The sequence below is a fragment of the Heyndrickxia sp. NPDC080065 genome, assembly GCF_050281185.1.
In the GTDB taxonomy this organism is placed as follows: domain Bacteria; phylum Bacillota; class Bacilli; order Bacillales; family Bacillaceae_C; genus Heyndrickxia.
Genome location: NZ_JBNNWS010000018.1, coordinates 78,717 through 104,626, shown reverse-complemented (window position 1 = coordinate 104,626; position 25,910 = coordinate 78,717). Strand labels below are relative to the sequence as shown.

Annotated in this window: 27 protein-coding genes; 17 read left to right on the top strand and 10 right to left on the bottom strand. The window is 35.2% G+C overall.

Going from position 1 to position 25,910, the window contains the following annotated elements; genetic code table 11:
• Positions 1-293: 293 nt before the first annotated feature.
• The 4 genes from ACQKP0_RS20430 (at position 294) to ACQKP0_RS20415 (ending at position 3,660) form a co-directional block, all read left to right on the top strand.
• Positions 294-1,163 (top strand): Hsp33 family molecular chaperone HslO, encoded by an 870-nt coding sequence (locus ACQKP0_RS20430; protein WP_427407680.1) that lies wholly within the window; start codon positions 294-296, stop codon positions 1,161-1,163.
• Between the two features lie 44 nt (positions 1,164-1,207).
• A complete protein-coding gene (locus ACQKP0_RS20425; protein WP_427407679.1) occupies positions 1,208-1,930 on the top strand; it encodes a MerR family transcriptional regulator in 723 nt (240 codons plus the stop codon).
• A 447-nt stretch (positions 1,931-2,377) separates the two neighbouring features.
• Positions 2,378-2,668: an immunoglobulin-like domain-containing protein gene (locus ACQKP0_RS20420; RefSeq protein ID WP_427407686.1), complete on the top strand. Its 291-nt coding sequence runs from the start codon at positions 2,378-2,380 to the stop codon at positions 2,666-2,668.
• Between the two features lie 197 nt (positions 2,669-2,865).
• The gene (locus tag ACQKP0_RS20415; RefSeq protein WP_427407678.1) at positions 2,866-3,660 is read left to right on the top strand and encodes a DUF692 family multinuclear iron-containing protein; all 795 of its coding nucleotides are present in this window, start codon (positions 2,866-2,868) and stop codon (positions 3,658-3,660) included.
• Positions 3,661-4,196: 536 nt separating this feature from the next.
• Here the strand turns inward: ACQKP0_RS20415 and ACQKP0_RS20410 are convergent.
• Positions 4,197-4,304 (bottom strand): hypothetical protein, encoded by a 108-nt coding sequence (locus tag ACQKP0_RS20410; protein WP_427407685.1) that lies wholly within the window; start codon positions 4,302-4,304, stop codon positions 4,197-4,199.
• Between the two features lie 298 nt (positions 4,305-4,602).
• Positions 4,603-5,742, bottom strand: a complete 1,140-nt coding sequence (locus ACQKP0_RS20405; protein WP_427407677.1) for a hypothetical protein — start codon at positions 5,740-5,742, stop codon at positions 4,603-4,605.
• Positions 5,743-6,011: 269 nt separating this feature from the next.
• Between ACQKP0_RS20405 and ACQKP0_RS20400 the strand changes: the two genes are divergently transcribed.
• Entirely contained in the window at positions 6,012-6,884 is an 873-nt protein-coding gene (locus tag ACQKP0_RS20400; RefSeq protein WP_427407676.1) for an alpha/beta fold hydrolase, read from the top strand.
• Positions 6,885-7,044: 160 nt separating this feature from the next.
• Here the strand turns inward: ACQKP0_RS20400 and ACQKP0_RS20395 are convergent, their stop codons facing one another.
• Positions 7,045-7,869, bottom strand: coding sequence for an aldo/keto reductase (locus tag ACQKP0_RS20395; RefSeq protein ID WP_427407675.1), 825 nt, complete (start codon positions 7,867-7,869; stop codon positions 7,045-7,047).
• A 289-nt stretch (positions 7,870-8,158) separates the two neighbouring features.
• Between ACQKP0_RS20395 and ACQKP0_RS20390 the strand changes: the two genes are divergently transcribed.
• Positions 8,159-8,311: an anti-repressor SinI family protein gene (locus tag ACQKP0_RS20390; protein ID WP_427407674.1), complete on the top strand. Its 153-nt coding sequence runs from the start codon at positions 8,159-8,161 to the stop codon at positions 8,309-8,311.
• 345 nt (positions 8,312-8,656) lie between these two features.
• Positions 8,657-9,199, top strand: a complete 543-nt coding sequence (locus ACQKP0_RS20385; RefSeq protein ID WP_427407673.1) for a GNAT family N-acetyltransferase — start codon at positions 8,657-8,659, stop codon at positions 9,197-9,199.
• A 253-nt stretch (positions 9,200-9,452) separates the two neighbouring features.
• Here the strand turns inward: ACQKP0_RS20385 and ACQKP0_RS20380 are convergent, their stop codons facing one another.
• Positions 9,453-10,274 (bottom strand): TetR/AcrR family transcriptional regulator, encoded by an 822-nt coding sequence (locus ACQKP0_RS20380; RefSeq protein ID WP_427407672.1) that lies wholly within the window; start codon positions 10,272-10,274, stop codon positions 9,453-9,455.
• Between the two features lie 250 nt (positions 10,275-10,524).
• Between ACQKP0_RS20380 and ACQKP0_RS20375 the strand changes: the two genes are divergently transcribed.
• From ACQKP0_RS20375 to ACQKP0_RS20365, 3 genes are all read left to right on the top strand, one after another.
• Entirely contained in the window at positions 10,525-11,406 is an 882-nt protein-coding gene (locus ACQKP0_RS20375; RefSeq protein ID WP_427407671.1) for an ATP-binding cassette domain-containing protein, read from the top strand.
• A gap of 1 nt (position 11,407) precedes the next feature.
• Positions 11,408-12,196 carry an ABC transporter permease gene (locus tag ACQKP0_RS20370; RefSeq protein WP_427407670.1) on the top strand — a complete coding sequence of 263 codons (789 nt, stop codon included), beginning with the start codon at positions 11,408-11,410 and terminating at the stop codon, positions 12,194-12,196.
• Positions 12,197-12,612: 416 nt separating this feature from the next.
• Positions 12,613-13,263, top strand: a complete 651-nt coding sequence (locus tag ACQKP0_RS20365) for a DUF3995 domain-containing protein (RefSeq protein WP_427407669.1) — start codon at positions 12,613-12,615, stop codon at positions 13,261-13,263.
• 125 nt (positions 13,264-13,388) lie between these two features.
• On the opposite strand, the gene ACQKP0_RS20360 is transcribed toward ACQKP0_RS20365, so the two are convergent.
• Entirely contained in the window at positions 13,389-13,856 is a 468-nt protein-coding gene (locus tag ACQKP0_RS20360) for a DUF4188 domain-containing protein (RefSeq protein WP_427407668.1), read from the bottom strand.
• Positions 13,853-14,416 carry a PadR family transcriptional regulator gene (locus ACQKP0_RS20355; RefSeq protein WP_427407667.1) on the bottom strand — a complete coding sequence of 188 codons (564 nt, stop codon included), beginning with the start codon at positions 14,414-14,416 and terminating at the stop codon, positions 13,853-13,855. The genes ACQKP0_RS20360 and ACQKP0_RS20355 overlap by 4 nt, the downstream gene beginning before the upstream one ends.
• 251 nt (positions 14,417-14,667) lie before the next feature.
• Here ACQKP0_RS20355 and ACQKP0_RS20350 point away from each other — a divergent pair, with 251 nt between their 5' ends.
• A complete protein-coding gene (locus tag ACQKP0_RS20350) occupies positions 14,668-15,090 on the top strand; it encodes a DUF1801 domain-containing protein (RefSeq protein ID WP_427407666.1) in 423 nt (140 codons plus the stop codon).
• A gap of 144 nt (positions 15,091-15,234) precedes the next feature.
• On the opposite strand, the gene ACQKP0_RS20345 is transcribed toward ACQKP0_RS20350, so the two are convergent.
• The 4 genes from ACQKP0_RS20345 to ACQKP0_RS20330 all read right to left on the bottom strand — a co-directional run bounded on the left by ACQKP0_RS20345 (position 15,235) and on the right by ACQKP0_RS20330 (position 18,697).
• Positions 15,235-15,507 carry an FmdB family zinc ribbon protein gene (locus tag ACQKP0_RS20345; RefSeq protein WP_427407665.1) on the bottom strand — a complete coding sequence of 91 codons (273 nt, stop codon included), beginning with the start codon at positions 15,505-15,507 and terminating at the stop codon, positions 15,235-15,237.
• A gap of 31 nt (positions 15,508-15,538) precedes the next feature.
• Positions 15,539-16,717: a formamidase gene (gene fmdA / locus ACQKP0_RS20340; RefSeq protein WP_427407664.1), complete on the bottom strand. Its 1,179-nt coding sequence runs from the start codon at positions 16,715-16,717 to the stop codon at positions 15,539-15,541.
• Positions 16,718-17,228: 511 nt separating this feature from the next.
• Entirely contained in the window at positions 17,229-18,290 is a 1,062-nt protein-coding gene (locus ACQKP0_RS20335) for a sulfite oxidase (protein ID WP_427407663.1), read from the bottom strand.
• Between the two features lie 107 nt (positions 18,291-18,397).
• Positions 18,398-18,697 (bottom strand): hypothetical protein, encoded by a 300-nt coding sequence (locus ACQKP0_RS20330; protein ID WP_427407662.1) that lies wholly within the window; start codon positions 18,695-18,697, stop codon positions 18,398-18,400.
• A gap of 544 nt (positions 18,698-19,241) precedes the next feature.
• Between ACQKP0_RS20330 and ACQKP0_RS20325 the strand changes: the two genes are divergently transcribed.
• From ACQKP0_RS20325 to ACQKP0_RS20300, 6 genes are all read left to right on the top strand, one after another.
• Positions 19,242-20,276 (top strand): asparaginase, encoded by a 1,035-nt coding sequence (locus tag ACQKP0_RS20325; RefSeq protein WP_427407661.1) that lies wholly within the window; start codon positions 19,242-19,244, stop codon positions 20,274-20,276.
• A gap of 149 nt (positions 20,277-20,425) precedes the next feature.
• Complete coding sequence (locus ACQKP0_RS20320; protein WP_427407660.1) at positions 20,426-22,015, top strand: glutathione ABC transporter substrate-binding protein; 1,590 nt, start codon at positions 20,426-20,428, stop codon at positions 22,013-22,015.
• 78 nt (positions 22,016-22,093) lie between these two features.
• Complete coding sequence (gene gsiC / locus ACQKP0_RS20315) at positions 22,094-23,011, top strand: glutathione ABC transporter permease GsiC (protein WP_427407684.1); 918 nt, start codon at positions 22,094-22,096, stop codon at positions 23,009-23,011.
• A gap of 19 nt (positions 23,012-23,030) precedes the next feature.
• Entirely contained in the window at positions 23,031-23,939 is a 909-nt protein-coding gene (locus ACQKP0_RS20310; protein WP_427407659.1) for an ABC transporter permease subunit, read from the top strand.
• A gap of 17 nt (positions 23,940-23,956) precedes the next feature.
• The gene (locus ACQKP0_RS20305) at positions 23,957-24,940 is read left to right on the top strand and encodes an ABC transporter ATP-binding protein (protein ID WP_427407658.1); all 984 of its coding nucleotides are present in this window, start codon (positions 23,957-23,959) and stop codon (positions 24,938-24,940) included.
• Entirely contained in the window at positions 24,937-25,896 is a 960-nt protein-coding gene (locus ACQKP0_RS20300) for an ABC transporter ATP-binding protein (protein WP_427407657.1), read from the top strand. The genes ACQKP0_RS20305 and ACQKP0_RS20300 overlap by 4 nt, the downstream gene beginning before the upstream one ends.
• The last annotated feature ends 14 nt before the right edge of the window (positions 25,897-25,910 follow it).

Here is a 25,910-nt window from a genome sequence, read left to right as displayed (position 1 = left end):
GATACGTTCTACCCTGGCTACTGTTATAATAAAACCATATAAAAAATGGTCAACCAGAAATATTTTCTGGCTGACCTTATAATACGAACGGGCAGTTTACTTAAAGAAGGAATACGGATTTTTGGGTATTCGGACTATTGCGGGAATGTTATAATAATTGAATTAAGTTTCAAACATCTAAATCGGATAATCATGTGGAAATCGATTAAACAGAATTTTTTTTAAACTTGAACCTTACGTAACGTTATGTTTTATAGTGTACTTAACAGTGAATAAGAGAAAGGAAAAGTAAAATGAAAAACACAATTGTTAAGACACTAATTTATGACAAACAAGTTCGTTTATTTTTTGTTGATAATACAATAATAATTAATGATATTCTTCGGCTTAACAAAGAAACAAACAAAACTCTTAAACTAACATTAGGAAAAACCATTTCAGTTGTGAGCTTAATTTCAGGAACCTTAAAAGGGGATCAAAGAATAAGTCTTCATATGACAATGAGTGATCCAAAATATAAAATTTTTGCCGATGCGGATGCAAAAGGAAATGTTCGTGGTTATCTCAATGGGGAATTACTGAAAGCCCCTTATGATTATATTAATAAAATATCTCTTGAGCGACTTATTGGTAATAAAGGAACTATTCGTGTGATAAAAGGATCTGCAATAAATCAATTTACTGGCATAACTGATATGCCATACCGAAACATTGTTGATGACATTTCACATTATTTTATTCAGAGTGAGCAAACTCAAACATATATAGGAGCCAATATTGGATTTGGAAATGACAATTGTGTACTATTCAGTAATGCTATATTTGCTCAATTACTTCCAGGTGCTAAGCCTGACCTAATTAATCATGTAAAACACACAGTTAATACGAATCGAGAGTTCTTTACTAACTTGAATAAATATAGCAAGAACAATATTGATAAAAAGCTAAGTGAGTTATTTAAGGATGTAAAAGTAATAGGATATAGTCCTGTCCAATTTTTCTGTGGATGCTCAAAAGAAATGTTCTTCGGGATGCTCCATTCTTTAAGCGAGAATGAATTAAAACAGGCAATAAATAATAAAGAGGCTATTGACACAGCTTGTCAAATCTGTGGGAGGACATATAGCTTCAGTTATAATGAAATTCAAGGAATTTTGAAATAATGATAATCAGTGCGATTAATACATTTTATAAGGATGAAATAAGTATGAAAGAATACTGGAAAGTAGGAGAGCTTGCAACATTGACGGGCTTAACGATAAGAACTTTAAGATATTATGATCAAATTGATTTGCTTTCTCCTTCTCAATATACAGAGTCTGGACATAGGCTTTATACAAAAACGGATTTGGTCATACTTCAACAGATCTTGGCTTTAAAACAAATGGGGTTATCTTTGGATGATATAAAGACTGTCATTATGAACAAAGAAAAAGGTATTGCCATCAACATTATAGAATCTCAAATAACTCGTATAAAGAGTGATATACAAGTTCAACAAAATCTACTTTATGAATTAGAAAGTGCTTTAAAAACAATTCGTAGTAAAAAAATAATGTCCATTGAAGAATTAACAAAACTATTAGGTGCAATGAAAATGTATCAAGGAAAATACTTTACAAAAGAGCAATTAGACATGATGAAGAGTTATTATGATCAATATGATGAAGATACTTTAAAAGAAGTAGAACAAGAATTTAGGATAATTTTGGAACAAATACAATTTGAAAAAGAAAATGGAACACCCCCTAAAAGTAGTAAGGTAAAAGCATTGGTAGAAAAATGGAGTGATATTGTTTACTCATTCACAGGGTATGACCAAGATTTAAGGAAACAAACTGAAAAATTCCATGCTGAAAATCCTGATAATAGTTTGCAGTTTGGGATGAATGCCGAATTATATAAGTATATACAGGAAGCATTAGAATGAATTATTTAATTCTTATTGACAAGGGCAATATCGGGGTAACGATATGCTGTTAGGCTGCTTCTATATTTTATGGGGGTTTTAGTGTAGAAAATGAGTTGATGTGGTAGCTCCTTTTTTAAAAGAAGAAAGATTGTGAATGGTTTCATTTTAACTAACGGGTAGCGTTAATCGAAGAAGGATTAACGCTATTTTTGTGGAAATTATTAAGATAGCGTGGCAGATTAACTTAATAAGAAAAATTAGATATAGAAGGGAACGTGTGTAGAAAACCATTTTTCTGTTTTTGTCCATTAAACCCTTGGAATAAATCAAATCTTCTGGCATATAAAGCGATGAGGGGAGATTGGATGAAGAATACAAAACAATTATCACTTATGTTTGTACAGTTATTGTGTTTTTATTGTTAACTGCTTGTGGTAACGGTGGTGATTTTAATGGTTTAAAGTAATCAAAGTATGGTCAGGTCAATTAACCAATAATAAAGTAAAGCTGGTTTTAAGTAAAAAATCCTATCCATTGTCAATACAAAATAAAAGTATGCCCTATAAAATAATAAATGACAGCATCAATCGTATTACATTCGGAGTTCCTGTGGAATTAGAAATATACAAAAATGATTCTGGGTATGTAATTCCGTTGGTAAAAAACGCTACCTGGTCCGATGACAAAAAGAGCTTGAATCCTGGGGAACATTTTCACAAGATTTTAGTCTTTTTATTTTTGGCTAGCAATTGTTAAAACATATTCGATAACCATTAATTAGAAGGAATTCCTATATCTACCGAATTCAAGTAAATTAAAAAACAAGAGATAATAAATTGCGAAGAAATTCGCTTAAAGTAACGGGTGCTAATCTTGAAGAAGGAGTTCTACACCTCAGAGTTTGGTCAAATTGATTTTTGTAATTCTTAAAAATTTATTATGAGGTGATTTTTATGAAGGTTGCTGTCAATTATTCCCCTAAGGCAGAGGGGTTGATAAAAAACAAATCAATAGAAGTTGATATATTTAAATGTCCAGATTTTAGTAAGGAACTTATACAGCAAGCGAAAAAAACAAAGCCCTGTTATATTCATTTTGCTTTAAACGCGGGTAGTGGACAGATGAATAATGTTGATTGGGAAGTAATCAATGAATTGAGAAATTCAACACAAACACCTTTTGTAAATGTGCACGCTGTTGCTTTTGCCAAAGATTATCCTGAAATAGATGTCCTTACCGACAATCCTTACTATATTGGTATGATGGTGGATGCAGTCGTTCGTGATATTGAAATTGTTGCCGACAAATTTGGAGCTGAAAATGTAATTGTTGAAAATGTAATCTGTCGAGGAAAAGGCGAAAATATGATGAAAGGAATTATAAAACCCGATTCGATTACTGAAATTGTTTATAAAACAGGCTGTGGATTGCTACTCGATACAGCACACGCACAAATGACATCAATGAGCCTTGGTTTAAACGTGAAAGATTATATTTCACAGCTTCCAGTATCTAAACTTAAAGAGCTTCATATTACAGGAATACAAAAAGACGATAAAGGTCGACTTCGTGATAGTATGCCGATGACTGAGGAAGATTGGAATTTGGCAATATGGGCTATTCAAAAAATAAAAGGCGGATACTGGAATGAACCTTGGATTGTAGCTTTTGAATATGGTGGGGTTGGTCCAAAATGTGAATGGAGAACGGATGAAGATGTTTTATCCAAACAAGTACCCTTATTATAAGACTTAATATAATAAGTTGGGAAAATTGATAATGGCTTATTTCACTAAAGGGTAGCAATAGTTTAAGAACCGAGCTGTCTTTTAAGGCAGCCTTTTTTATTGAACTACCATGAAAATAATTTTCTTCAAAAATAATAAAATGACAATACCTAAGAAGACTCTGCTCAATCGTAAAAAAAGAGGAGAGCGTTAATTAATAAGTCTATGGATTAGGGTTGCCTGGGTTAAGGTCAGTATCAGTATTGAGACTTCCTAACCATTTTCATTCTCTGTGGTGCAGCACTGATTTTGTGCTGCATGGATGGCTAACGGGGGATTTACTTCAATAAAGAGTAAAGCCTTCTTGTTATTCAAGTAACATTGCAGGTTGGTAAAAAAATTAGACAAAAAGTATAACAGCTCCATTTTAGGAGCTGTAAGGGTTTTTTCTTTCAAAGTTTGAACTTGCTGAAATAGTTTTCTGAGTTTCAGCATCAAAAACCGCAGTGAGCATTTTTTTGCCATCCTCACTTACTGTTAAATCCCTTAAGTCTTTTCTAACAGAATTGCTTTATGCAGTGTCCTAATAATCCATGTAAAGTCATTGCGTGTAAATAATTCAGGCAGAATGCATCTGAAAACAATTTCTGGTTTCCTAAATTCAGGTCGGATTCATTAAATCCAATTGGAACAGGAAACCCTTCACTCTCAAAAAAGTGATGATTTTCTTCTTATGTTTTTCGAATGTCTTTATTATTTTTGAAGATAAACATAAACGTATTAATTAAAAATGCAACCTCTATAAAAAACCTTGTTACATAAGTAAGTGTAGCAAGACTTTTATTTTTACACTGATAAATTATTAAACAACTTAATTTTACTCTGTCTACATTTATGTACGGTGTAATGCGTATTTGTAGCTTCAAAATTAAACAACTTTATTGTCACGTAACAGCTAGTTTTTTAAAAACTAGCCCTTTCTTTGTGAGTATTTTTCTTTCTGTTTTTTTCTATTTTGGATAACCATCCAAATAATTTAAAGACATAGATGGAAAAAAGAAACCATCCAACAACCATGGCTCCATAGTGTTCTACAGCGGAATGAAAAGTTGGACGAGCAGCAGGTGAAAGGAGGCTGCCAATTACAATACCAACAGTGATAATAATCATATCCTTAATCGGGTCATACCATTTGACTCGCCGCATGTACAGATAAATAAAAATCTGGGTAAAAATAGTGAACAGAAAAGCAAGTATCAAACCAGAATCATCGTCAAATGATCCTCCTTCAATATCCCACTCTGGAAACCAAAAACAAATCATGATGATTTGTAATAAGGAAAGAATCATTGTGTACAAAAGCCCTTTTTTCCGCCGCTTTTTTACATTTTTCTCGATCACGTCCTGTTGCTTTTTATTTAAAAAAATATTATCCATATCCTTTGATAATGATCCAACTTCAAATAAAAGGTTCCCTTCATATAACTGCTTAGGTACCTCTTGAATCCCTTCTGGGGTATTAGGGGTGGCTGTTAAAGCTTTGTCTGTTTGGAAAATCGTTACATTATGTTCCTGGAATACATGAATCCATTCAATTAAGTAAATTTGATTCCCGTGAGTAAAGCTTAATACCACTGGATGACCATTTGAACTGACACCATAAATTATTATTTTTGCTGTTCTTAATGATTGGAGTGTTGGAACATCATGCCCTACTCTTTGCCTAGGCATAACTTGGTAGTCCATTCCAATCAACACATATTCCATATTTTCGTAGGGGATAAAAACGTATGTTTTATCCTTATTCTTTTTATTATGAAAATAATATTTATATCCATCTTCACCAAGTTCGATTTGCATTAAATATTTCGTATAGTTTTGAAGGTTTTTATAACAAAACCTACTGAATCCAAGGAAAATTGCACTGAAGGCAAAAAATATTAAGAAGAAACCAAACTCATTAGTTATTGCTCCTTTTATAGCTATAGCTAAAAATCCGATTCCAATAACTAAAAAAAGAGAAATAAACCCAATATGAAAAACAATTGCCCATTTTGGCAGTTGATTTGTATATATTCGATTATCTTTGGTTTGCATTTCCATAGAACATTCCTCCTTTATATTCATATTTTACCAAAAATAGGATAGGAAAAAGGACTCATATTAAACTTGTTAGAAGAAGGAATAATTACCTATTATTTTCTAACTTAAACAAAAATCCTAAATTATTTAAATAGGATGATTTTTTATAGTTATTTATGTATGTCATATCTAATTTTACTTTTCTGACTTTTACTTCTGGGGATGTAATGAACAATTATTGGGGAATATTAACTTCTATAATTTTGGAATAAAGTCAGGAGGTTGAGGTAGTGGAGCAATCTGTAATAGCAGGTCATCAGTCAATAAATGATATTGATGTATATTATGAATTTTATCCTAACCAAACAGCTGAGAAAACGTTCGTATTATTGCATGGTTTTCTTTCTTCTACTTTTACTTACCGTCATTTGATTCCTCTCTTGAAAACGGAGTTTCAAGTGCTTTCTTTAGACCTTCCACCATTTGGGAAAAGCGGCAAATGTCATCGATATGTATATTCTTATAAGAATTTAGCGGATACGGTTATCAACTTAACAGAGCATTTGGGTCTGAAAAAAATGATCTTTGTGGGCCATTCGATGGGTGGACAAATTGTGTTGAACATTCTTCACAAGAGGCAAGAGCTTGCTGAAAAAGCGATCCTGCTTTGCAGCTCAGCTTATTTGAAAAAGTCAAAGCTTCCACTTATAATATCAAGCTACATCCCATATTTTCACTACATCTTGAAATATTGGTTTGCACGAACCGGTGTGAAGAAAAACTTACAAGATACACTCTTTAATCATGATTTAATTAATGATGATATGATAAACGGCTATTTAGAGCCTTTTCTACAAAAAGAAATCTTCGTCGCCTTGACAAGAATGATTCGCCACCGCGAGGGCGATCTTTCTTCGGAAATATTGAACCAAATAAAAACACCGTGCTTATTAATTTGGGGAGACAACGATAAATCTATGCCGCTTCATGTTGGAGAGACGCTGAGTCAGGACTTGGCCAATTCTGAGTTGATAGTATTAAAGGAAACCGGACATGCTATCCCAGAAGAACGGCCAACGGAGATTTACCACTATATAAAGGGATTTTTGGAAAAAGAAAAAGTGGATATTGGGGTACCATTGAGTTTAAAGACGGAAGCATAGATTTAGTGGGTAATGAGAAATGTTTAAATTTTCATGTAAATCCAAAAAAATATTCTTGTAATGTATTTTTTGAACGCTGATATACGAGCATCAGCGTTCATTTTTATAATAATAATGCTTGCCGGATGGGACAAAGGACCAGACCCTCTGTCCCAGCTCATTATTTGACGTGCATGTCGTTTGGATGTGGACCTTTACGTTCGTTGCGGTTAAGCTCAGTAATTGCTTCCATTTCGTTTGTACTTAATTCGAAATCAAAAACATTGAAGTTTTCTTCGATTCTTGATGGTGTTACAGATTTTGGAATGACGATAGTGCTATTTTGTAAATGCCAGCGCAATACAACTTGTGCAGGTGTTTTATCATGTGCTTGTGCAATATTTTGAACAGTTTCGTTATTTAACACTTCTCCGCCTTGTTGAAGTGGGCTCCATGCTTCAACGAAAATATTATGTTTTGCACAAAACTCTTTTAATTCTTTTTGAATTAAGTACGGATGACATTCCACTTGGTTGAGAACAGGCTTTACTTCACATTCAGCTAAAATTCGTTCTAAATGCTCAATTTCAAAGTTACAAACGCCAATTGCCTTTACTCGACCATCATGATAGAGCTTTTCCAATGCTTTATATGTATCAACATATTGATCAAAATTAGGAGTTGGCCAGTGAATTAAATATAAATCTACATAATCAAGACCTAATCTTTCTAGGCTTTCATCGAATGCACGTAATGTGTTTTCAAAACCTTGATCACTGTTCCAAACTTTCGTAGTAATAAAAAGATCTTCACGAGGTACAGATGATTGTTGGATTGCTTTCCCAACACCAGTTTCATTTTGATAAATCATTGCGGTGTCAATTGAACGATAGCCGACTTCAATCGCTTTTGCAACAGCAGCAGTTGCTTCCTCATCTTTCACTTGCCATACACCAAAGCCAAGTTGAGGCATCTTTAATCCATTGTTTAACGTAACAAAATTCATCCAGCATCTCTCTCCTTTAATATGATGAAGTTACTAATACTGTTTTAGAATAACAAATACATAGGGCAACTTTCAAATAATGAGTTTCAAAATTCGTTGAACAGGTTTATAAAGTTTGCTAGTGATTCTTTAATTTTGCAAATGATTTTAAATGCTGTACAGAAATTGTATAGTTTTATTTTGTATAATTTTCAGAAAAAACAGAATGATACTAAATGGAAATAAAATTTCATTTTTACATGTTCACTTAGATATTTGGAAGGTAAAAAGATGTATTGGAGGAGAGAGAATGAAGGAATGCAAAGACATTGACTTAGATCGAGAATGGATTGAATTATTGTTAGAAGCAAAAAAACTAGGCCTAACAATTGAAGATATAAGATTATTTTTAGGGACGAAGGGTCAGGTCCATTGTCCCTATATTAATATAGTAAATGATTAATATAATAGAAGTATCCTTAACAGTATACTATTTTTTAGATAGTATCATGACAAATGAACTAGCAAGTGAGGATCGAAATATATATTGATTATTGCTTTTGGTTTGTAAACATTATTTTGATTTCTCTATATTTTTTCTATTGATTATCCCCGAGATTCTTCCATCCAATCGTCTCTTAATAATAGATAAACTAATATTGATAGTGTATATTTTATAAAATGGCTTTGTTACTTGTTGGAACACAAACTGAGATTTCATCGGAAGTACAGATAGGCAAACATATGCATCAATGGAAAGTATTCCGTTTACAAAGCTCATTAGATACATAAAAAGCGAGGGGAAAACATGTTCATTTATAAAATTGATGAGGAGTTAGCATTAAAATTAATTGAGTTAAGAGATGCTAATAGAGTATTTGAATTAACGAATCAGTCGCGGAGCTATTTACGAGAATGGTTGCCGTGGCTTGATTCGACTATTAAACTTGAAGATACACAAAATTTTATTTCCGGATGCTTAAATGGTTATGCTGCGAATAGAAGTATGACAACGGTGATTTTATATAATGGGGAAATTGTTGGGACAGCTGGATTCAATCAGATCAATTGGTCTAACAAAACGGCTCAAATTGGTTATTGGCTTGGTGAGGGTTATCAAGGAAAGGGAATAATGACGAAGGCTGCTAGAGCATTAATTGATTATGCATTTAACGAACTAAAATTAAATAAAATAGAAATTAGAGCCGCTTCTGAAAATAAAAAAAGTCGCTTAATCCCTGAAAGACTTGGTTTTGTCAACGAAGGATGCATCCGCCAAGCTGAATGGTTATACGATCATTATGTTGACCATGTGGTATATGGCATGTTAGCGGAAGAATGGAAGGGATAAATTTTATTACTTTTCCTATTAATGATTGATTGATGGGAGATCGAGGATAAATCTCTCGTTGAAGTGTTTTCGAAAGTCCTTTTGATGAAGATAATTTCAACGTTTCAATCGTTCTTTTAAAAATGTCCTTTTACTAAACTCGTTAACATATTATGGTGCCAGTGAATGGACAAATCATTAATTAAAATGCTTTCGATTGTATAACAAAAACTGGGACAAGGTGTCTGTCCCCTTGTCCCAAATAAAGAAAGCTTTATATGTTATTATGCTTTTTTTTCAACTCAAGATAATGCTCAATGCCATCTAGAATTCGTTCAAGTCCAAAATCGAAATCGTCATCATCGTTGGTCTCTTCAATATTCTCTCCAGTATAGGTACCAGACATAATGAGAGGATATAGATCTGGAAAGCGTTCGGCTGTGACCAGCTGTTTAAGTGCCTCGCTATAATCCTGCCCACTAAATGTACTAGCAGTAGCTCCTGCCTGAATGGCTTGTTCCATATCTCGTTGTAAAATGCCCCATGCGCGAGCATAACTGCTAACTAGAAGTATAATCGACATCTTTTCATAATCGTTTAAAGAAAGTTCTCGTACCCCCCGAAGTATCCAATCTACAATCTTAAGATGGTTCGGTGTAATAGGGGCACCGAAGATTGGTATGTCTCCAAACCATGGATGGTCTCTAAATACTTTTATGGTAGTTTGAACATATTCGCGTATGTTCTCGCGCCAACTTGCCCCATCCCTAATCGGCGGGATAGTGATATCACATGCTGCGTCCTGCATAAGCAAAAGCAAATCGTCCTTACTAGGAACATATCTATAAAGGGACATAGGTGTGAATCCAAGCGAAGCTGCAACTTTGCTCATAGAGACTGCAGCAAGCCCGTCCTTATCAGCGATGGCAATTGCTGCATCGACAATTTGTTGTAGACTCAATTCCCGTTTCGGGCCTCGTTGTGGTTGTTTGCCCAAGCCCCAGCTAAGTGCGACACCATATGGTAAAGTTTCTGCTATTTTATCATCCATGGATTTTTCCTCCTTAATGTGAAAGTATTCTCTATTAGTAATCAAAATGTATCAGTGCAGTTCTTCTAGGATTAGAACTTTATACACAACGATCAACTTTTTATCATTTTTTTATTTGCGAAAACAGTAATGATAGCCATTTACACTAATTCAACATTATTCCCATATTTCAGAATGATTCAAAAAAGATATCTGAATATTTTTTAAAAAATTTGTGGTTGCAATGTAATTGTATATGCAATATACTGTGTATGCAATAAACAGTTTATATTATACACAAAGGGGATGATGATTTATGAATACTTTTGCCATTGAAGTAGCAGGATTACGAAAAAGTTTTGGTAACCATGTAGTCTTAGACGGAATTGACCTTTCTGTAAAAGCAGGGAAAGTCTTCGCATTACTTGGACCAAATGGTGCTGGGAAAACAACACTAATAAATATTCTTTCCACATTGGTTGTTCCAGATGAAGGAAGCGTTCATGTGGTAGGGTACGATGTTGTAACCGACAAAGAAGGAGTAAAACGATCAATAAGTCTTACAGGGCAACATGCTGCTGTCGATGAAAAATTAACACCGGAAGAAAATTTACGTATGATGGGAAGGCTCTCAGGACTTTCGGCTTCCGAAGCCCGTGCACGTGCAACAGAACTTCTAAAGTTTTTTGATCTTTTAGATGCCGCACATAAGCGAGTGAAGACTTTCTCAGGTGGCATGCGCCGACGTTTAGATCTTGCTATTAGCTTAGTGGTTGCGAGACAAGTATTATTTTTAGATGAACCAACAACTGGTCTTGATACAAGGAGTAGGCGAGCACTTTGGGATATCATTCAAAGCCTTGCTGCAAAAGGGATTACAATTTTTTTAACGACTCAATATTTAGAAGAAGCGGATCAACTAGCCGATGACATAGCAGTTATTGCAAATGGTCGTGTCGTGGCTCAAGGGACAGCAGAAGAATTAAAATCACGTATTGGAGGCGAAGTAGTCGAAATACGTAACGCTAACGACGAAGTCATCCGTGAGGTACCGATAGATGGAAGTGTCCAAGAGCTAAAACTTGTACTAGATATGTTTGCTGATAAAGTCCCAGAGGGAGCACGTGTAAATATCCGCCGTCCGAGCATGGATGATGTATTTCTTGACTTAACATCTTCTAAAAAGGAGGTATCCTAGGATGAATATCCCAACTACAAAAACAAAAGTGCCTTCTTTTGGTGTGACTAATGCTGTCTTTATTGGAAGGAGCATTCGACATAGTTTGCGCAACACTGAGGCACTGGTGATGGCTATTGCACTTCCAATTATGCTTATGTTGTTATTTACGTATGTATTTGGAGGGGCAATTGATCCAAGTGGAGACTACGTCAAATATGTGGTTCCAGGTATTATCCTGTTGTGTGCAGGATTCGGATCATCGAGTACAGCGGTGGATGTTGCTGAGGATATGACTAATGGGATTATAGACCGGTTCAGAACGATGCCGATTAAAAGCATTCATGTTATCACTGGGCATGTTATTGCCAGTCTGGTAAGGAATCTTTTTGCAACTGCGGTAGTCTTTGGTGTTGCACTTTTAGTTGGATTTCGACCATCTGCAAGCCTGGTGGAATGGCTAGGGGCAATTGGAGTTATTACACTATTCATTCTGACATTTACATGGCTCTACGCAGCAATTGGTTTAGCTGCCTCTAGTCCTTCTGCAGCTAGTAGTTACGGATTTGCATTGCTTTTCCTTCCGTATCTTTCTAGTGCGTTTGTTCCAACAGAAACGATGCCTAAATGGCTGCAAGGGGTAGCTGCTCACCAGCCTATAACACCAGTAATAGAAACCATTCGCGGGTTACTTACTAACACGCCAATTAATAATAGTGCATGGTGGGCAATAGGGTGGTGCACAATTATTCTTCTTGGATCCTTTATTTGGTGCACATGGATGTTTCGTAGGAAAACAGGACGACGATAGAGAGAAAAGGGACTCCGTGTCCCTTTTTATAGAAGGATATTTTAGAAATATAGAGAAAACTTTATGTAGATTAAAAATAGTTTAATCAACGGTTGAACCGCGGAAGATACAATCTACATGCTGTTTTAACCACATATAATAAATTAACCCATTTTGTCTTAAATAACGGAACTAGTGTCTATCCAACTCAGATAATTTCAGCTAAAATCCAATTGTAAAGTCGAAGCCTGCTTAGCACTTAAATTATGGCCATTTAATAAAAATAACGGACTCAATGTCCGCTTTTGATATTAAATTACTAATTTCTTCAGCTAATGAGCGATAATTCTCTGAATTTGTATTTGTTGTTTTTTAGTTTTTCTCACATTATCGGAAGTATTTAGGTTTATTTACCGAATAAAAAAGGAATGAAAAACATGATAAAAGGTGAACATATTCCATCAGATGAATTAAATAAATTTGAGCGCTTTATGAAGAAATCAGTATGGCCAGGTTATTTAGGTTTCCTTTGGGCTTTAATGTACGCAGTATTTGTTCGGTTTTATCAAGCTGCAGGTGGATCGATAGGACTGCCTGGTCAATTCGAAGACCCAGCATCTGGATATATGGCAAGTTACGTTGCTGGTGTCGTCATCATGGCATGTGGATTTGCTTTGCTTTTACTAATCAAGCCTTGGGGAAAAATTGTTCCTTATCGGGTGCCAATAATTGGAGGGAGAAAAATTCCTAGACTACTATTATTGCTCCCGACTCTTGCTGGTACCGCCTTCTTAATTGCGCATGGTGTTAGCGGAATCATTACAAAGATTCTTCATTTACTAGGCATTATCACGATTCATTTTCAAGGCTGGAGTGTAGTCAATGCGAAAAGTTTAGTTTTATGGGATCTTTTATTTTATGAGCCGTGGTTTCTCACAATGGGAATTTTAGCTGGATTAACGGCTTTTCATTTTGCTCATACATCAGGTATACCAGTATTAGTATTGAGAAGGGGTACAAAAATTTTTCTAACTTTTCTTTTTCTCCTAATTTTACTATTTGTGTATCAGATTATTTTTAAACTTTAAAAGTAGGATACATTTCATAGTTTCTTCAAATGTAAAGAAATTAAAGGGGAAGTGGTGGTACTAGGAAAATCAAATTCTAGTATTAAAAAGCCCCATTGAATCGTTTTTCAATGGGGTCCTTAGTGTTATGCTTTTAGTCGTTTACGCGCCGTATTAAGTTCAGGTGTAACAGGCTTATTTCCAAGGGCACGTGCAAGTCCATATAACGGCATATTTCCATAAAGGGTTTCGCTGTTTTCTTTCGGAATGATATAGGTTTCATGATATATTCCGACTGCGTCATTATTTCTTGCTATTTGATTAAATTTTTTCCAGGCGGTCAGGTGTACTTGGCCTTTCGCATAAGATAATAAATCTTCTGAAGACCGCCAGTATTGCAGCATAAGAGTAGTTCGAAACCCAAAAAATGATTCCATGGATAGAAAACCAAGATCTTTATTTGTATAAAGTTCTTTGATCATAGGGGGCATCGCTTTAAAGACAGGGAACCATTTATGGACAGCCCACCATTTGTTCACGCGCATACCAATAATGAACACAACGATCTCATCCTCTTGATCAGCAGTGAAGCGACCTTGAAATATTTTACTCATCCCTTTTCCTCCTGTACATTTTTTATTTTTTTCATTGTGTTTTCACACCATTCAATGGATGCTTGTGTGGTTCGTTTTCCATAATCCAATGTTATTAGCCAAAATTTAGCACCGGATTGATCTAATAAGTTCTTATGAATCATTTGTTCAATGGAATCATAGGTGTTGTACCGTTCTAGGAGTTTTTGTAAGTATTGTGCTAAATGATCATGGATTGTGGAATCACTTTGATGATTACCGAAAAATAGTTTCAATAGGAGTTCATTTTTTTCTGTTGGAATTTCTTTCAATGGTGTTTGGATCCATTCTTGTAGGGCTATTTGTCCTTTAGGTGTAATATTATATTCCTTCTTATCTGGCTTCCCATCTTGTGTTGTCTGTTCTACTGTTGCAAGACCTTCATCTACTAGCTGTTTTAACGTGGGGTAAATCTGCCCATAGCTTACTTTCCAAAAATGGTTTAAACTGCCGTCAATCATTTGCTTAATCGAATATCCGGATCGACACCCAACAGTTAGCAGACCTAAAATAGCATATTTTGTATGATTTATTGTTGTCATTTAATCACCTGTATCATTTTGATATATATCATTTAGATATATAGTAACACATAGATATTTTATTGAAAAGGTGAATTATAAGAATAATTGAATTTTTAGTTGAAATAAATACACTTAAATATGAAATTGCACATTTTACAATTGTTTTTGTTCACAGTAGGGATTAATGGTAATGTTGTAGAAGTACTTAAATTAGTGAATTTTAATCACATTTAGACTTTTGTCGTTATTGAAGAGGGGAGATACAGATTATGTACGAATTAAAAACGAAAGAAAACGATAGCAGTGTCATTGAATTTATTGAAAATATCGAAAACCCTAAGAAACGTGAAGACGCATACCAATTATTAGATATCTTTACGGAGGTAACAGGGTATAAAGCGAAAATGTGGGGAACAAGTATTATCGGATATGGTTCATATCATTACAAATATGAATCAGGTCACGAAGGTGATGCACCTCTAGTTGGATTTTCACCTAGAAAGGCGAAAATCAGTTTATATTTCTCTCCTGGAGACCCAAAGCGAGAGGAATTGTTAGAGGAATTTGGGAAACATACGGTAGGGAAAGGGTGTGTCTATATCAATAAATTTGCAGATATAGATGTAGAAGTATTAAAAGAGTTAATTATAGGCTCTGTAAATTTTTTGAAGGAAACGTATCCCAAGCAGTAAATTGTTAAAATCTATGGAACATGACTGAATGTCCTTTAATCACTAATAAAAGCCTTATACTAATGTAGGTATAAGGCTTTTTACCTATAGATTATTATTTTTAAGGCAAACTACTTTTGATCAAAAATACCATATTAATCGTTTTTAATTTCCCACTTGCCAGGGCCTCTGTAAATTCGAATTCCTTTTGATCATTTTTGGACCTAATTCTTCTTTAGTCATTATACGTGGTTCCATTCCTTTTTCTATTCTTGTTCGAATTTCTTGACTATATGAATAAAGATTTGGTGGTAGGTAGACACGATTGGAATCAAGTTGACAATTTGGACATTTTGCATGTGATTTATTGCCGCTCATTGATGAAAAAAATAGGGTGAATTCTCCGCAATTGTTACAATGAAATGTATAGCTAGGCATGGTATGGTCACTCCCTATGAAATCTCTTTTATCATTTCGGCAAAATATTTTCGTCAAATATTTGAGTAGGGATTGCCACTGTACAGCAGGCATTCGGTATATCCACAATTCCATTGATTCGTCCTTCAACTGGTGCTGTCCCTAAAATCATATATGCCTGTTCCCCTGTATATCCTAGTGTTTTTAAATACTCGATCGCATTCAAGCACGCTCTGCGATAAGCAATATGTGCATCCAAATAATGCTGTTTTCCATCAGTCTCATCCACTGATATTCCTTCAAAGACTAAATAATCAGAGTAATGTGGTTCAACTGGTCCCGGTTTGAAAACAGGGTTTTCTTTGATCTGATATTTTTCCATTCCACCTTTAATCACATCCACACGAAGATCAATCCACCCCGCCATCTCTATACCTCCGCAGAATGTGATTTCACCGTCACCTTGTGAAAAATGAATATCACCAACTGAAAGCTTGGCTCCATCGACAAAGACAGGGAAGTATATTCGTGAACCTTTAGATAAATTTTTGATATCACAATTTCCGCCATTTTCTCTTGGTGGTACTGTTCTTGCACCTTCACGTGCGACCCGATCAAATTCTGCACCTTTTAATGTTCCAAGCACGGCATTACGCGGATCAGGGCTCGCTGCTAATTCTGGGACACGATTAGGATCGGTCATTTTTAGTTCCTGTTCACGCTTGTTCCACTTTTGCAGAAGTTCTAGGGAAGGCGCAACACCTATAAGACCAGGATGGATGATTCCTGCAAACTTCACTCCAGGAATATGTCTTGAAGTAGTATATATCCCATGAAAATCCCAAATTGATTTTGCGGCATTTGGAAAATGTTCAGTTAAAAAGCTTCCGCCATTTTCTTTTGCAAAAATACCATTGTAACCCCATTCTGAATCTGCCAATGCACCAATATCCAAAATATCAACGACTAATAAATCACCTGGCTCTACACCATTTACATAAACTGGACCGCTTAAAACATGGACACGGGATAAAATGACATCCCGAATATCGTTTGGATTGTCATTATTACTAATTTGTCCATCGGTCCAATCCTTACATTCCATTCGAAAAGATGTTCCTGGATTGACAGAAAAAGCAGCAGGAATATCCGGATGCCATCTGTTATGTCCCGGATGTGCTTGTTCTTGCATCGGTTTACTTAAATCAATTTCAAATAATGTTTTTGGCATTTTATTCCTCCTTTTCAAGTTTGGAATAGTTTAGTTACTGCTTCGTAAAAAAATGAGGTCGAAAATAATAACCATTAATCCACCATCGCAGTTTGGTTTCTTTTATAATATTTTGTTGTAGAGAATTTAGCACCATAGTCAAAAAGTATTGTAATATTATAGTCCGTCCCCATTTTATACACTATATGAAGTAACGTATTGAAAGATTCATAAATAAAATAATGGTTTGATTTTGTAAGTTTTCCATATTAACAAGTTCTTTTAGCTGCAAAAAACTTGTTTTAGTGAATCAGGCTAGGCTTTCTCCAAAAATAGATCCACTGAATGGAAGTCCTTCCAAATATGATTTTAGATATTAATGTACATATTAGATTGAAGATTACGAAAAAATGTACGACCATAAAATTGTAGTTGATGGAATAAATTAGGAGGGTTGTAGATGTTGAATGTAAAAATCTCATGCAATATAAAAAACTTCTATGTTCCTAAAAGACAAAATAGGGACAGCCAACTACTCTACCTTCACCTTAATTTGATCAATTGCATTATATCCATATCCTTTTCTATTCCAGAATGGAATTTGAGGCTGAACATGATTGCTTGAATCTGTTGCTTTAGACATAATTGTATATTCACCTTTTTTTGTAATTTCCCAATCATAAGACCAAGTTACCCATTCATAACTCTTGTAATCTGTAAAATTAACTTTTGCGTTTGACCATGAACGCCCATTATCTGTACTGATTTCTACCGATGTAATTTTACCGTCTCCTGTCCAAGCAATGCCTCTTATTTTATGCATACCGGTATTTAGAATTTCCATGTCTAATGGTTTTTGAATGGTTGAATTTACATGTATAGTTGTGACGGGGAAAGCTCCTTGGTTATTCACTTTATTTGGATAATACACATAATCAATTGATTGGAATGCTCCTGAAAAATTATCATCAATGATTGTTATTTGTTTAATCCATTTTACTGAAGCCATTGCATACCATTGTGGAACGATTAGTCGAAGGGGATAACCATGTTTAAATGGAATTGGTTGATGATTATATTCATAAGCAATGATAGTGTCAGGATGGAGAGCTTTTTCAATAGGTAAACTTCTAGCATAACCGGAAACCTTATCTTGATCCGTTCTTTTTCCAAAGTCATATCCTTCTATGACAATTTCTTTTGCACCTTCTTTTATTCCAGATCGTTCAAGAAGGGAACGTAAGGGGACACCTTTCCAATAACCTTGGCTAATTGCACCCTTTCCCCATTGTACTCCATATACTTTAGGCTTAAATAGATTTCGTTTGTTTCCAGAACATTCGAGGACAGCTTTCACCGTTTTTGATGGGAATTGAAGGATCTCTTGCATGGATAGTAATATTGGTCGCTTTACTAATCCATTTACTGGTAACCAAAAGTTTAAATGAGAAAATGTCGGATAAGGAAAGTGGTTCCGTTTATAAAAGAATTGCTTATTTATTAGATCAGAAGTAATAAATTGAATGGGTGTTTCTTGATTTTCAGGCAGCAAACTATGTGTTATTAGGTATGGTTTCGAAATTGGATAAGACATAATTTCCTCCTAACTTGAAAGGTTTTAATAATACATATGTGGTAAATATTTCAATTAGGAAAGTTTTAAGGCTGTCTTATCAGACATATTTTCAGATATAGTCGTCTTTATGGTTCTGAGATTCCATTGGCCAATAATAATAGAAATAAAAATACTGATAGTGGTATGATAAATATAGTATTTAATAGGATACTGAATATTTTTACACTTGTATTTTTAACTTTGACACCTAAAATTAGCGAAACAATAAAACCAATGTCTATCAAAAAATACAAACAGATGTGGATCCATAGACTTATATTTGGAAATGACCGACCAGTAAAAAAAACGAATAATGCAACTAAGAACAAAACAAAAGATAAAATGATTGGATGAAATTCTTTACTATTTTCTTGATGTTCTTTCAAGATAACTGCTCCTTTCTGTCTTTATTTTCACATTTTAATTTCCCCATTCACTCATTCACCTTTTTATAATTGAACTATGGGAATCCTAATATTGATACGTTCTTAATGAGAAATAGGTTTCATTAATTGGAATTAAGAAACTATCATTTAATTATTGAAGCATCATCATATCGACAACAACAAAATTAATTATCATAGCCAAAAAAATAATAAAATTTAAATGTACACCCAATTCAATTGTAAGAATAGGGTGTTTTATTTTTGCATTTTGTCATGTAAAACAATTTATTAGTTACTGATAAATACATATGGGGGGGAATGAATATATTTTTTGCCATATAAAAAATGCTACTAGGCTTATTCAGCTTGTAAATGCATCAACAAAAATGAATACCACAACGCTAGTACAAAAAAACCTAATCTAAAAAAAGGTTGAAACAGGATAAACTCCCTAACATATGAACTATATTTTATGATTTTTTTAATAATTTTATATTTTTAGGTTGAAATAGGTTGAAATGTGTTATAGAATTTTATAAAAATAATGAAAATTAAGAAGGTGGAGACAATAGTAGCAGAAGAATTGGTACAAGTCACTCGTGGAAATTTGGTTGAAAGTATACATAAAGGGCATATTGCGGTGGTGGATTTTAAAGGGAAACTTATAAAATACGCTGGAGATCCTTATCGAACCGTATACGCACGTTCTTCGATGAAGCCATTACAAGCTATTCCGGTCGTTGAAACGGGTGTGGCAGATTATTATCATTTTGACAATGCAGATTTATCTCTTTGCTGTGCATCGCATAGTGCAGAAAAACAGCATACAGAGCGAGTTTTATCCATTTTAAAAAGAGCTGAATTGTATGACGATGCTTTGAAGTGTGGAACACATCCTTTACGAAGAGAAGACGTGTTTAAAGATCTCATTCTCCAAGGTAAGGAAGTAACACCGCTTTATAATAATTGCTCAGGTAAACATAGTGGTATGTTAGCAACTGCCAAATATATGAATGAGCCTACAGAAACATATCATGAATTATCACATCCTGTGCAACAAAGAATTCTTCGAGTTATTAGCGAAATGGCTGAATATCCAATTGAGGAAATAAAATTAGGGGTGGATGGTTGTGGGGTTCCTGTTCATGGTTTACCACTTGAACGAATCGCTTATGCTTATGCAAAAATGACAAGACCTAAAGAATTGTCTGAAACACGTGGTCAAGCGGTCGAAAGAATTACTTCTGCGATGATGGCTGCTCCGGAAATGGTAGGAGGAACTGATCGCTTTTGTACTAATTTCATGAAAGTTGCCAATGGAAAAATGTTTGGGAAAGCAGGCGCAGAAGCAGTGTACTGTATTGGAGATTTACAAACAGGTGTTGGAATTGCGATCAAAATAGAAGATGGCTTTGGCAGAGCGACTGAACCCGCCGCAGTTGAGGTATTAAAACAGTTAAATTTATTATCTAATAAAGAGCTCGAACAATTGAAACATCATCATCGACCACAGGTGACTAATGCGAGAAATGAAAAAGTAGGAGAACTGATTCCAACCTTCACGTTAAAAGAAGCGTAGGGGGTTATATTTAATCCCGTTTCAACCTGTTTTTGAATAAGAACTAAATTGTATTGTTTAAGTAGTTATCTATTAATTTAGGAAACTCAATTATTTTTATAGTGACACCGATTGTTAGAAAATCATCTACATATATGGAGGGATAGAATATGAAAAAAGGTTTTACAATAATTATTTCACTCATTTGTTGTTCACTTTTACTCTTTGGTTGCGCCAATTCTTCCAGTCAATCATCTGGAAAAGATGGTTCAGAAAAGTTAGCTAAAAAAGTAGGGAAGGACGTTACGATTGCCGTTGCTGCCAACTTTGTTAGTTTAGACCCTCATGATTCAAATGATACATTAGGTCTTTCAGCAGAAAGAATGATGATGGAAGGTTTGCTTGGTTTTGATAAGGAAATGAATGTTGTACCTGTCTTAGCGGAAAAATATGACGTAAATGATAAAGCAACAGAATTTACTTTTACACTACGAAAAGGAATTAAGTTCCAGGATGGAACTCCTTTTAACGCAGAAGCCGTAAAATATAATATTGATCGTTTGGCGAATCCTGATAACCATTTAAAGCGTTATAGTTTGTTTGAACTCGTTAAACAAACAAAGGTAATTGACGAAAATACGGTGAAAGTGATTTTAAAAGAACCATTTGGAGCGATGATAAATAATTTTGCCCATCCTTCAGCGGCAATGATTTCACCTGCAGCCCTAAAGAAATATGGAAAGGATATTGCGAGAAACCCAGTAGGAACAGGTCCATTTAAATTTGGGGATTGGGATCAAAGTGATCATTTAAAACTTGTGAAAAATGAAAACTATTGGAAAAAGGATTTTCCAAAGGTGGATTCAATCACATTTAAACCAGTTCCTGAAAACGGTTCGCGTGTAGCAATGTTACAAACCGGTGAAGTGGATTATGCTTATCCGATCCCAACAGAACAAGTGAAATCAATTGAAGGGAAAAATGGCATCGTCATCGAGAATGATCCATCTATTATTGTTTACTATTTATCAATGAATACACTAAAAAAACCATTTGATGATGTACGTATTCGTCAAGCAATGAATTATGCGATTAATAAGGATGCGTTTATTAAAGTGGTTTGGAATGGCTTTGGAGAAAAAGCGTCATCTATTATTGCACCAAAAGTAGGGTTTTATTCAAAACAAGAACCATACAATTTTGATTTAGAAAAAGCAAAGAAATTAATGAAAGATGCGGGATACGAAAACGGGTTTAAAACAACTCTTTGGGTAGGGAACAGTTCTACTTCTGTTAAGTCAGCAGAGTTTTTACAACAACAATTGGCGCAAATTAACATTAAGGCTGAGGTTGTGCCTATGGAATCTGGAACTATGTCTGATAAGCTTTGGGGCCCACAAAAGCCTGAAGATTCTCAGGTAGAGCTTTATTATGGTGGTTGGTCCCCGTCTACTGGAGATGCAGACTGGGGAATTCGTCCACTTCTTGGAGGGAAAGAAGCATTTCCACCATTGAACTATAATGTTTCATATTACAATAACGAAAAAGTTAATGAAGCTCTGAAAGCAGCATTAAAAACAGCTGATTCAACCCAACGTGAAGCAGCATATAAAGATGCCCAAAAGCTAATTTGGGAAGATGCTCCATGGGTAACATTAGCTGTACCACAAAATTTAGCAGGAAAGAAAAATTACTTAGACGGGATTTACCTATTACCTGATGGTTCATTAAGTGTTAATGAATTAGAAATTAAGCAATAACATTTATGGGGTGTCTCAGGAAAAGTGTTAAACACAAATGAGGCACCTTAATTCTTTTTCGTGAAGGTAGGTGTAAAGATGGTTCGTTATTTAATTAAACGACTGATTACAATTATCCCCATACTCTTTTTTGTATCCATTTTTATATTCTTATTTGTTCATTTAATACCTGGTGATCCAGCTAGATTAGTAGCGGGTCCTGATGCAAGTTATGAAGATATTAAATTGATAAGGGAAGATCTTGGACTAGATAAGCCACTATATGAACAATATGTTCACTTCATTGTGAATATTTTTCACGGTGATCTAGGTACTTCATTAAAAACAAAACAACCAGTTTTTACTGAAATAGGGATGCGGTTTATGCCGACATTTTGGCTTACCCTATGGAGTATGGTGTGGGCCGTAATCATTGGTCTGATTATTGGTATTATTTCGGCAAAGAAAAGGAACAAGTGGCAAGATTACTTAGGTATGTTTGGTGCTGTATCTGGAATTTCACTTCCATCTTTTTGGTTAGGGCTAATACTCATTCAACTTTTTTCGGTAAAGCTCGGGTGGTTCCCTACAGGTGGTCTTGATTCTTGGAAAAGTTATATTCTTCCTTCATTAACACTAGGAACGAGTGTAGCAGCTGTCATTGCTAGATTTTCTCGTTCGTCTGTCGTGGATGTTTTGAAAGAAGACTATATTCGTACTGGAAGGGCTAAAGGTTTGACAGAAGGGAAAGTCATTAAAAGACATGCTTTAAAAAATGCCTTAATACCGGTTGTAACGATGACAGGATTACAATTCGGATTTCTATTAGGAGGTTCAGTTGTCATCGAGACAGTTTTTAGCTGGCCGGGTCTGGGTAGATTATTAATTGATTCTGTAAGCTTCCGAGATTACCCTGTCATTCAAGCGGAAATGCTTTTATTTTCTCTAGAATTTATACTAATTAATTTAATTGTTGATGTACTATACGGCTTTTTGAATCCACAAATTCGCTATTAGAGGGAGGTCGGAGAATTAGATGCCTGAACTAGAAGGAAACACAAATGTAAACGTACATACAAGGGATGTTTCTATTAAAAAGTCAAAGTCATCCCCATTTTCTGAGTTTTGGAGGAAGTTCAAGAAACAACGGTTAGCCTTTATATCTGCCATTTTTATTGGCATATTAATCATTTTGACCATCTTTGGTCCATATATCGTTCCTTATCAAATAGCGGAACCAGATTATAATCATGTTCTAGAAGGGCCTTCTTTCAAGCACTGGGCTGGGACTGATCCTTATGGACGTGATATTTTTAGCCGTATTATTGTTGGAACGAGAATTTCCTTATTTGTCGGTTTAGTTTCGGTAATAATTGGGGCGGTTATCGGTACAGTCTTAGGGCTGATTAGTGGATATTATGGAAAATGGATTGACGGAATCATTATGCGTTTTTGCGATCTATTATTTGCTTTTCCTGGTATTTTACTAGCTATTGGGATCATTGCTATTTTAGGTCCAGGTCTTGGAAATGTCATTATTGCTGTGGCTATTTTTGGCATACCAACATTTGCAAGGATTGTCCGTTCAAGTACATTAACGATCAAGTCCACCCTTTATGTAGAAGCGACACGTTCGATTGGTGCTAGACCTAGACGAATAATCTGGAAGCATATTTTTCCCGGAACGATTACGAGTATCATTGTTAATTTCTCGATGAAAATCGGCAGTGCCATTTTAACAGCAGCAAGCTTAAGCTTTTTAGGTTTAGGAGCACAACCTCCGTCGCCAGAATGGGGAGCGATGCTAAGTGGGGGACGTGATTATATAAATATGGCTCCACATATCACTCTATTTCCTGGTATCGCTATCTTCTTAACGGTATTGGCTTTCAATTTATTAGGTGACGGCTTACGTGATGCACTCGATCCTAAAATCAAAGACTAATGGAGGGAGCGCAAAAAATGGAAAAGGAACTATTAAAAATAACGGATTTGAAAACACATTTTTTTAGTGATAGAGGTGTGGTCAAAGCGGTGGATGGAGTGAACATTACCGTTAATAAAGGTGAAACGGTCGGGATTGTTGGGGAATCTGGCAGTGGAAAAAGCGTTACTTCCCTCTCTATTATGCGGTTATTAAAAGATACTCCAGGAAAAATTGTTGATGGTGAAATTCGTTTTGAAGGGAAGGACTTAATAGACCTATCGGAAAAAAGTATGCGCTCGATTCGTGGAAATGAGATTGCTATGATTTTCCAAGAACCGATGACTTCTCTTAATCCGGTATATAAAATTGGTAGACAACTAGTTGAAGCGATCCGTTTACATTTAAAAAAAGATTCACATGGAGCAAAAGAACATGCAGTGAAAATGTTAGAGCTTGTAGGTATTCCTCGTGCACGTGAAATTATGAAGGAATACCCACACCAATTATCTGGTGGTATGCGTCAACGCGTGATGATTGCAATGGCGATGGCCTGCAGTCCGAAATTATTAATTGCAGATGAACCGACGACTGCTTTAGATGTTACGATTCAGGCTCAAATTTTGGACTTGATGCGCAAATTACGCGAAGAAAGTCAATCATCTATCTTATTAATCACCCATGATCTTGGTGTCGTGGCAGAGATGTGTGATCGTGTCGTTATCATGTATGCAGGAAAAGTTGTTGAAGAGTCAGATGTTAATACAATATTTGAAGCTCCTAAACACCCATATACGAAAGGCTTAATAGAGTCCATTCCGAAGCTTGGTGTGAAAATTGATCGCCTCAAATCGATTAAAGGAAATGTTCCAGCGCCAGATCAAATGCCTAAAGGTTGTAAATTTGCTCCGCGATGCCCATATGCTATGGAAACATGTTGGGAGAATGAGCCGAAATTACAGGCAATTGATGATAATCATACAACGAGATGTTGGCTTCATCAAACGGAGGTGGCACAATGACCGCATTAGTGGAAGTGAAAAATCTAAAAAAACATTTCGATGTGAAAAAAGGGATTTTTTCAAAAATAGGATCTGTCGTAAAAGCCGTAGATGGTTTATCGTTCACGATTGAGAAAGGTGAAACAGTTGGTCTTGTCGGCGAAAGTGGCTGTGGAAAATCAACAACAGGACGAATGATTATGCGTCTGATTGAACCGACGGAGGGACAAGTGTTCTTTAATGGACAAGATATAACTGCGTTTTCAGAAGATAAATTACGGACTTTTCGTAAAGAGTTTCAAATGATTTTCCAGGATCCTTATGCATCGTTAAATCCACGAATGAAAATAGGCGATATTATCGAGGAACCACTTATTGTACATGGGGTGGAAAAGGAAGAACGTAAAAAGAGAGTTGAAACATTATTAGATGTTGTAGGATTAAATGCTCACCATGCTGATCGGTTTCCTCATGAATTTAGTGGTGGTCAAAGACAGCGTATTGGAATTGCACGTGCATTAGCGGTCAATCCAAAATTAATTATTGCAGATGAACCTGTTTCAGCACTGGATGTATCGATTCAATCACAAATTTTAAACTTATTAAAAGACCTTCAAAAACAGTTTAAATTGACGTATTTATTTATTTCTCATGACTTAAGTGTTGTTGAACATATAAGTGATCGAGTAGGAGTCATGTATTTAGGCAGGATGGTTGAACTAGCAGATAAAGAAATGTTGTTTAAAGAACCGTTACATCCATATACAAAAGCGTTATTATCTGCAGTGCCCGTACCCGATCCGAAAGCTAAAAGAGAAAGGATAATACTTAAGGGGGATCTTCCGAGTCCTTCTAATCCACCATCTGGGTGTACTTTCCATACTCGTTGCCCTTTTGCGACAGAGGAATGTAAAGTGAAGGCACCAGAATGGAAAGAAGTAAGAAAAAATCACTATGTTTCCTGCCATTTATATTAGATAATAAATAATAG